The organism is Nonomuraea sp. B19D2 (genome assembly GCF_040137845.1).
Taxonomy (GTDB): domain Bacteria; phylum Actinomycetota; class Actinomycetes; order Streptosporangiales; family Streptosporangiaceae; genus Nonomuraea.
Genome location: NZ_JBEFAK010000009.1, coordinates 207,282 through 214,623, shown reverse-complemented (window position 1 = coordinate 214,623; position 7,342 = coordinate 207,282). Strand labels below are relative to the sequence as shown.

Here is a 7,342-nt window from a genome sequence, read left to right as displayed (position 1 = left end):
CTCACAGGCTCGCCAGCCTTTCCAGCCCGGCGAGCACCTCGTCGGCGCCGAGCCCGAAGTCCACGAAACAGGCCACTTCGTCGCAGCCCAGGTCGGCCAGATCCGCCAGGTTCTTGCGGCACGTCTGCGCGGAGCCCAGCAGGCTGCCCCAGCTCAGGTAGCGCTGGAAGGCGAACTCCGCGAGCGTGTCGAGCTGCGCGGGGGTGAGCGCCTCGGCCCTGTTGTCCCTGTTGGCGGCGGTCTGTGCCACGTACGACTTGAGGTACGTCTTGAGCGGCCCGCCCGCCCGCTCCCTGGCCTGCTCGTCGGTGACGCCCACGTAGGTGTGGGCCATGAGCGTGACGGTGCCCCTGGGCGGGCTGCCATCCTGCTCCGGGGCCTCCTCGTAGGCCTTGCGGTAGAGGCGGATCTTCTCGGCCAGCTCCTCGCGGGTCTGGCCGATGGTGGCGCCGAGCACGTTCGTGCGCATTTGCCCGGCCGCCTCCCACGTCTGAGGGCTGCCCGAGGTCGTGGTCCACAGCGGCAGGGCGGGGGAGTACGGGCGCGGCTGCGACCTCACCGCCACCCGCTCGCCCGTGCCGTCGGTGAACTCCACCGCCTCACCCGCCCACAGCCTGCGCAGCAGCCCGACGTCGCGGAACGCACGTGCGCGCCGGTCCTCGAAGGCGTCGGGGGCGAGCACGAAGTCCTTGGAATGCCAGCCGGTCGCCACCGAGACGCCGACCCGGCCGCGTGCCAGGTTGTCCACGAGCGCCCAGTCCTCGGCGACGCGCAGCGGGTGGTGGAGGGGGAGCACGAGGCTGCCGGCCCGCACGTGGATGCGCTCGGTGGCGACGGCGAGCGCGGCGCTGAGCAGGGCCGGGTTCGGGAAGACCTGCCCGACCTGCTGGAAGTGCCGCTCGGGGGTCCAGACGGCGGTGAAGCCGAGCCGGTCGGCGGCCCTGGTGATCGCCAGGATGTCATCGTATTTCGCAGCATGGCCGGCTTTTGCGGTGCCGGCTTTTGCGGTCAGGGCGGCGGCGTCCGCGTCGTCGGCGCCGAAGAACATCACGCTGAGGTCCATGGACGTGCTCCTACCGGGGGCGGATGCGCGGGGCTCTGGGGATGCGTTCGATGCGTGGCTCGGGCCGCGTGGCCGCGTGCTCCAGCGCCTGCTTCAGGGCTGCGGCCAGCTCGGCGACGGTGGGGGCGGAGAAGAGCTGCCCGGCGGTGGCGGGCAGGCCCTGGCCCGCCAGCCGCGCCGCGACCCGCACGGCGCTCAGCGAGTTCCCGCCCAGGGCGAAGAACCCGTCGTCGAGCCCGACCCCCGGCACGCCCAGCACGTCGGCCCAGACGTCCGCGACCCGCCGCTCCAGGTCGGAACGCGGCCACCGCCGCGCCCCCACGGGCTCCCTCCGGGTGGAGGGCGCGCCCGCCGCCGGCGGTTCGGCCGCGGCTTGCGGCGTGTCCCGCACTGCGGCCTGCGGCATCTCCGGCACCGCGATCGAGGAGACGGGCGCGCCGGGGGCCGCCGCCATGGCCTCCAGCACCCGCACCAGCGCGTCGGCCAGCCACTGCATCACGAGCCTGTCGAAGGCGGCCACCCGGTACTCGACGGTCACGGCGATCCCCGCGGGAGCGCGGTCGCGGTCGTAGTCGTCCGTCACGTCGACCAGCAGCTCGAACCGGGCCGCCCCGGTCCTGACCACCTCGACCCGCGACTCGACGCCGGGCAGGTCCAGCTCGGCCCGCGCGTTGTTCTGCAGCGCCAGCACGACGTCCACGAGGGGATGCCGCCCGGTGCGGCGCGCCGGGTTGAGGTCCTGCACGACCCGCTCGAACGGCACCTCCTGGTGGGTGAACGCCTCCAGGTCCGTCTCGCGCACCCGCGCCACCAGTTCGCCGGCGTCCGGATCGCCCGTCAGGTCGGTACGCAGCACCAGCAGGTTGACGAAGAACCCGACGAGATCCCCCACGGAGTCGCTGGACCGCCCGGCGACCGGCGCCCCGATGGGCAGGTCGGTCCCCGCGCCGGCCCGGTTGAGCACGACGGCGAGTGCGGCCTGGAGCACCATGAAGAGCGTGGCTCCGCGCTGCCTGCCCAGCTCGGCCAGCCGCCCGTGCAGGTCCGCGTCGATCCGCCTGACCACCGTCTCGGCCGCACCCGCCGTCTCCGCTGCGTCCTCCATCCTGCGGGGCAGCGGGAGCCGTTCGGGGAGGCCCTTCAGCGTCTCGCGCCAGTAGCCGAGCTCCGAGCCGGCCAGGGTGTCCGCCCGCGCGCGCTGCCGTACCGCGTAGTCGGCGTATCGGGTCGGCAGGGGCGGCAGCTCGGCGCGCACCCCTGCGAGCCGGGCCGCGTAGCAGCGGGACAAATCGCGCATGAACGGCGGCAGCGACCATCCGTCGGTGGCGATGTGGTGCATGACCAGCAGCAGCGCGTGCTCGTCCGGCCCGGTGGTGAACAGCACGGAGTGGATCGGCAGCTCGGCGGCCAGGTCGAACCGGTGCCGGGCCGCCTCGGCCACCCGCGCATCCAGCTCGGCGGCCGGGACCTCGACGGCGCTGAAGCCGGGCCTGGCCTCCTCGACCGGCAGCACCCGCTGGGCGGGCTCGCCGTCGTGGACGGTGAAGACGGTGCGCAGCGCCTCGTGCCTGGCCACCACGTCCTCCAGCGCGCCGCGCAGTGCCGCCGCGTCCACCGGGCCGTGCAGCCGTACCAGCATGGGCATGTTGTAGGCCACGCCCGCGTCGACCTGGTCGAGGAACCATAGCCGGCGCTGCGCGAACGACAGCGGCGGCGCGGCCTCCTCCGCGAGCGACGCCGAGGGCTCGCCGCGCTCCGGGGCCCGCTCTCCCGCCCGCTGTCCGGCCTGCTGCCTGACGTGCTCGGCGATGGCCGCCACCGTGGGCGTCTCGAACAGGGTCCTGACGCCTACCTCGGCCCCGAGCTCGGCGTGGATTCTGCTGAGCAGCCTGGCCACCATCAGCGAGTCGCCGCCCAGCGTGAAGAAGCCGTCGTCGACGCCCACCCGCGGCACCTTGAGCACCTCGGCGAACAGCGCGCACAACGACTTCTCCACGTCGTCGCGCGCCGCCCCGGAGCCGCCCTGCTCGTAAACCGGCGCGGGCAGCCGGGACTTGTCCAGCTTCCCGCTGGGGGTCAGCGGCAGGCCGGGCAGCACGACGAACGCCGACGGCACCATGAAGTCCGGCAGCACGGCCGCCGCATGGGCGCGCAGCGCCTCGACGTCCACGTGCCCCTCACACGGCGTCCCGTCGTCGTGCACGCGCCTGCCGGGCGCCGCCACCACGTACGCGACCAGCCGTTTCTCGCCGGGCGAGTCCTCCCTGGCCACCACGCCGGCCCGGGCCACGGACGGATGGCGCGCCAGCACGTCCGCCACCTCGCCGGGCTCGACCCGGAACCCCCGGATCTTCACCTGCTCGTCCGCCCGCCCCACGAACTGCAGGACCCCGCCCGAGAGCCGCACCAGATCGCCCGTCCGGTACATCCGGCCGCCCGGGTCCGCGAACGGATCAGCCACGAACCGCTCGGCCGTCAGGCCGGGTCGCCCCAGGTAGCCCAGGGCCAGCCCGTCCCCGGCCGCGTACAGCTCACCGACCTCCCCGTCCGGGACCGGCCGCAGCCGCTCGTCCAGCACGTGGACGCGCTTGCCCGCCAGCGGCGTGCCGATGGGCACGGGGCCGTCCACAGAGGTCACCGGGTGGGTGGTCATGAAGATCATGCCTTCGACCGGCCCGTACCCGTTGCTCAGGCGCAGCCCCGGATGCCGTTCGAGGGCGCGCCTGACGTGCCGGGGCGACAGCGCCTCGCCGCCCACGAGCAGGTGGCGCACGCCGGCGAGCGCCTGCGGGCACTCGTCCACGATCACGTCGAACAGGCTGCTCGACAGGTACATGCACCTCACCCGGTGCTCGGCGGTCAGCCGCGCCATCACCACCGGGTCGACCCGTGGCCCTGGATACAGCACGCAGGTGCCGCCCGACAGCAGCGGCCCCCATAGCTCCAGCACGAACGCGTCCCACGACACCGGCGAGCACTGCAGCCACACCGCCTCGAACGGCACGTACGCCTGCCCCGTCACCGTGGCCACGATCGCCCGGTGCGGCGCGGCGACCCCCTTGGGGCGGCCGGTGGAGCCGGAGGTGAACATCACGCACGCCACGCCGTCGTGCCGGGCCGCGCGGGGGAGCCGTTCGACGCCCTCCGGGGAGAGGACCGCGGCGGCGCCCGCGTCCTCGACCATGCCGCGCAGCCGCTCCTCGGGCAGGTCCGGGTCGAGCACCAGATAGCCGGCCCCGCGCTTCAGCACGGCCAGCAGCGCGACCACCAGGCCGGCGCCGCGCTCCATGCGGACCCCGGCCAGGCAACCCGGCGGCACGTCGAGCTCGTCCGCGAGCGCCGAGGAGCGCGCGTCCAGCTCGGCGTAGGTCAGCCGCTCCGCGCCGCTGATCAGCGCCGTCCTGCCGGGCGTGCGGGCCGCCTGCCGGGCGAAGACCTCATGTACGTGACCGGCGGTCATCGGGAGGCCTGGATGAGGCCGGCCGGGCGCATGTCCGTCCAGTGCGTCTCGATGTACTCCAGGCACGCGGCACGGGAGCTCGACGGCAGGGCCACCCGCCAGCCCGCGGGCACGTCGATGTCGGCCGGCCAGAGCGAGTGCTGGTTCTCGTGGTTCACCAGCACCAGGTAGGCGCCGTTCTCGTCCTCGAACGGATTGGTGGTCATGGTCAGCCTCCCGCGGGTTGCTTCTCGAGGTCGGGCGTCAGCACGTCGATCTGGCGCACGGCGCGGCGGGCCAGCCCCAGCAGGGCGGCGCCCGCGCCCAGCAGGCCGGCGAGCAGCAGCATCGCCGCCATGCCGCTGCCCGGCCCGGCGCCCAGGAGGGGCCGCAGCAGCCCCGGCAGGCCGGTGCCCGAGGCGGCCTGAGGTTCGAAGACGTGGTCGGCGAGCGGTCCGGAGAAGGCCATCGCCATGGGAGAGGAGATCTGCGAGACGAACATGACGGCCCCGAACACCCGGCCCTGCCGCTCCTTCGGCACCTTGGTCTGGATGATCGACTGCATCGAGCCGTTGACGATCGGCATGATCAGCGCGCCCACGAGCATGGCCGCCGTCCACGCCACGACCCCGTGCACCACGGCCATGAGGATCTGGGCGCTGAGGCACATGCCGACGACGCCGAGCATCATGCCGCGCACCCGGTTCTTCGGCCCGCCCCAGGCCGCCAGCAGCAGCCCGCCCGCGATCCCGCCCGCGCCGATCCCGGCGTTCACGCTGGCCAGCGCGGAGACGTCGCTGCCCGTCCTGGCCAGGATCATGGGCTGCACGACGGCGAACCCGAACACCATCACCAGGTTGACCGTGAAGAACACCAGGATCAGGCCGCGCAGGCTGGGCTGTCCGAACAGGTAGCGCAGCCCCACCAGCGAGTCCGCCCCGAGCCGCTTGCGCTCGCCGCCCGAGCCGGGCGCGTCGCCGGACATGCGCACCACGCGCACGGTCACCAGCGCGACCGCGAAGCTCAGCAGGTCGATCCAGAGCACCGCGCCCAGCCCGCCGGTCACCACGAGCAGCCCGGCCAGCGCCGGGCCGCCCACGTCGGCCACGCTCTTGGCGGTGGCCAGCAGCCCGTTGGCCCGCTGGAGCTGCTCCTTGCCCACCAGCAGCGGCACCGCCGAGGACAGGGCGGGGAACTGGAACGCCGCCGACGCGCCGAGCAGCGCGACGGTCAGGTAGACCTGCCAGAGGTGCAGGTCGCCGAGGAAGTACACGGCCGCCATGGCCCCGACGGCGACGAGCCCGCCCGCGTCGGCGAGCTGCAGGGCGGTGCGCTTGCGGCACCGGTCGACGATGGCCCCGGCCGTGGGGCTCAGCAGCATCTGGGGGAGCAGCGCGCAGAGCGACAGCGCCACGACCTGGGTCGCCTGGTGCTCCACGGTCCAGGCCTGGATGATCAGGGAAAAGCGTAATACGGAATTACCGACGAGGGTGACGACCTGGCCTGCCCAGACGACGCCGAATTTCCCCATTCCAGCAAATCGCTGGATAAATCGGTTGGTTGCGGACGATGGAGGTTTATCCATTTATGCCCTGAGGCCCTTCTCGTGAAAGGAACCCTGGATCCGTCCGGAGGCTTGCCCGGCCGTCTCACACGTACCTTCACACACAGTTTTGGGCTGAGCAATACGCTATTTGTGGTTTTGTAATTACTTCCTGTCAAGGGGCGAGGTCGCGGAGTCGCAACGCCTCGGCGGCCACCGTGTGGCGCAATTCGCGAATGCCTTGGCGCCCCCGTACGGGATGCACGGCGTTCGTCAGCAGCACCACGGCCAACCGGCGCGCGGGATCGACCACCAGCGAGGTGCCGGTGAAGCCGGAATGGCCGAAAGCGCCGCTCAGCGGCCCCACGATGGCCGGGTCGCCGATGCGCACGCCCAGCCCGTGGCGGAAGGCGGCGCCTTCCGCGCCCTGGTCGCGCACCATCTCGGCCACGCTCTCCGGGCGCAGCACGGGCGCGCCGCCGAGCCGCAGCGCCTCGCCGAAGGCCAGCAGGTTCCCGGCCGTGGCGAACAGCCCCGCATGCCCCGCCACGCCGCCCAGCGCGTACGCCGTCTCGTCGTGCACCTCACCGCGCACGCAACCGTCAGTCGATGCCCCCGGGTCCTGCGCGGTATTTGATGCGCCCGGGTCCGGCGCGGCCCCCGTGCGCTCCCGCTTCCACTCGGTGGCGGCGATCCGGGGCAGCGCTGTGGGCCGGTAGCCGGTGTCGGCCAGGCCGAGCGGGCCCGTGACCCGCGTGCGGACCAGCTCGTCGAGCGGCGCGCCGCCGGCCAGCTCCGCGAGCCGGCCCGCCATGACCATGCCGACGTCGCTGTAGAGGTACGGGCCGCCGACCGGGTGGGCGATCGGCGTGTCCAGCATCGCCGCCATGCGCTCGGCGGCGTCCGCGCCGGGCAGCTCCAGGTCGATGCGGCGGGTCGGGGGCAGGCCCGCCGTGTGGGTGAGCAGGCGGCGCAGCGTGATCCTGCGGTCGCTGCCCGGTATCCACGTGGCCACCGGCTCGTCCAGGCCGAGCCGGCCCTCCTCGGCCAGCGAGAGCAGCACGGCCGTGGTGAAGAGCTTGCTGATCGAGGCCAGGTCGAAGATCGAGTCCCGCCCCGCGGGCGGGCGCTCCGCGACCAGGCTCCCCTCGGCGTCGGAGTAGCGTACGAGCTCGCCGGTCGCGGCCGCGGCGGCCACGCGGCCGTCCACGGCGATCAGCGCGACCGCCGCCGAGCACACGCGCGGCACCCCGTCCGCCAGGATCGCCCCCAGCCGATCAGCCATCCCCGTCCCCCT

At 73.6% G+C, this 7,342-nt stretch carries 5 protein-coding genes; all 5 read right to left on the bottom strand.

All coding sequences use genetic code 11. The features are described 5' to 3' along the window. Position 1: 1 nt before the first annotated feature. The 5 genes from ABN273_RS19370 to ABN273_RS19350 all read right to left on the bottom strand — a co-directional run bounded on the left by ABN273_RS19370 (position 2) and on the right by ABN273_RS19350 (position 7,330). Positions 2–1,063 (bottom strand): MupA/Atu3671 family FMN-dependent luciferase-like monooxygenase, encoded by a 1,062-nt coding sequence (locus tag ABN273_RS19370; protein ID WP_349450308.1) that lies wholly within the window; start codon positions 1,061–1,063, stop codon positions 2–4. Positions 1,064–1,073: 10 nt separating this feature from the next. Beyond that, entirely contained in the window at positions 1,074–4,523 is a 3,450-nt protein-coding gene (locus tag ABN273_RS19365) for a condensation domain-containing protein (RefSeq protein WP_349450307.1), read from the bottom strand. Then, a complete protein-coding gene (locus ABN273_RS19360) occupies positions 4,520–4,729 on the bottom strand; it encodes an MbtH family protein (RefSeq protein WP_349450306.1) in 210 nt (69 codons plus the stop codon). Before ABN273_RS19360 ends, ABN273_RS19365 begins: the two co-directional genes overlap by 4 nt. Positions 4,730–4,731: 2 nt before the next feature. Beyond that, positions 4,732–6,033 carry an MFS transporter gene (locus tag ABN273_RS19355; protein WP_349450305.1) on the bottom strand — a complete coding sequence of 434 codons (1,302 nt, stop codon included), beginning with the start codon at positions 6,031–6,033 and terminating at the stop codon, positions 4,732–4,734. 187 nt (positions 6,034–6,220) lie between these two features. Further along, a complete protein-coding gene (locus ABN273_RS19350) occupies positions 6,221–7,330 on the bottom strand; it encodes a serine hydrolase domain-containing protein (protein ID WP_349450304.1) in 1,110 nt (369 codons plus the stop codon). Positions 7,331–7,342 lie beyond the last annotated feature (12 nt).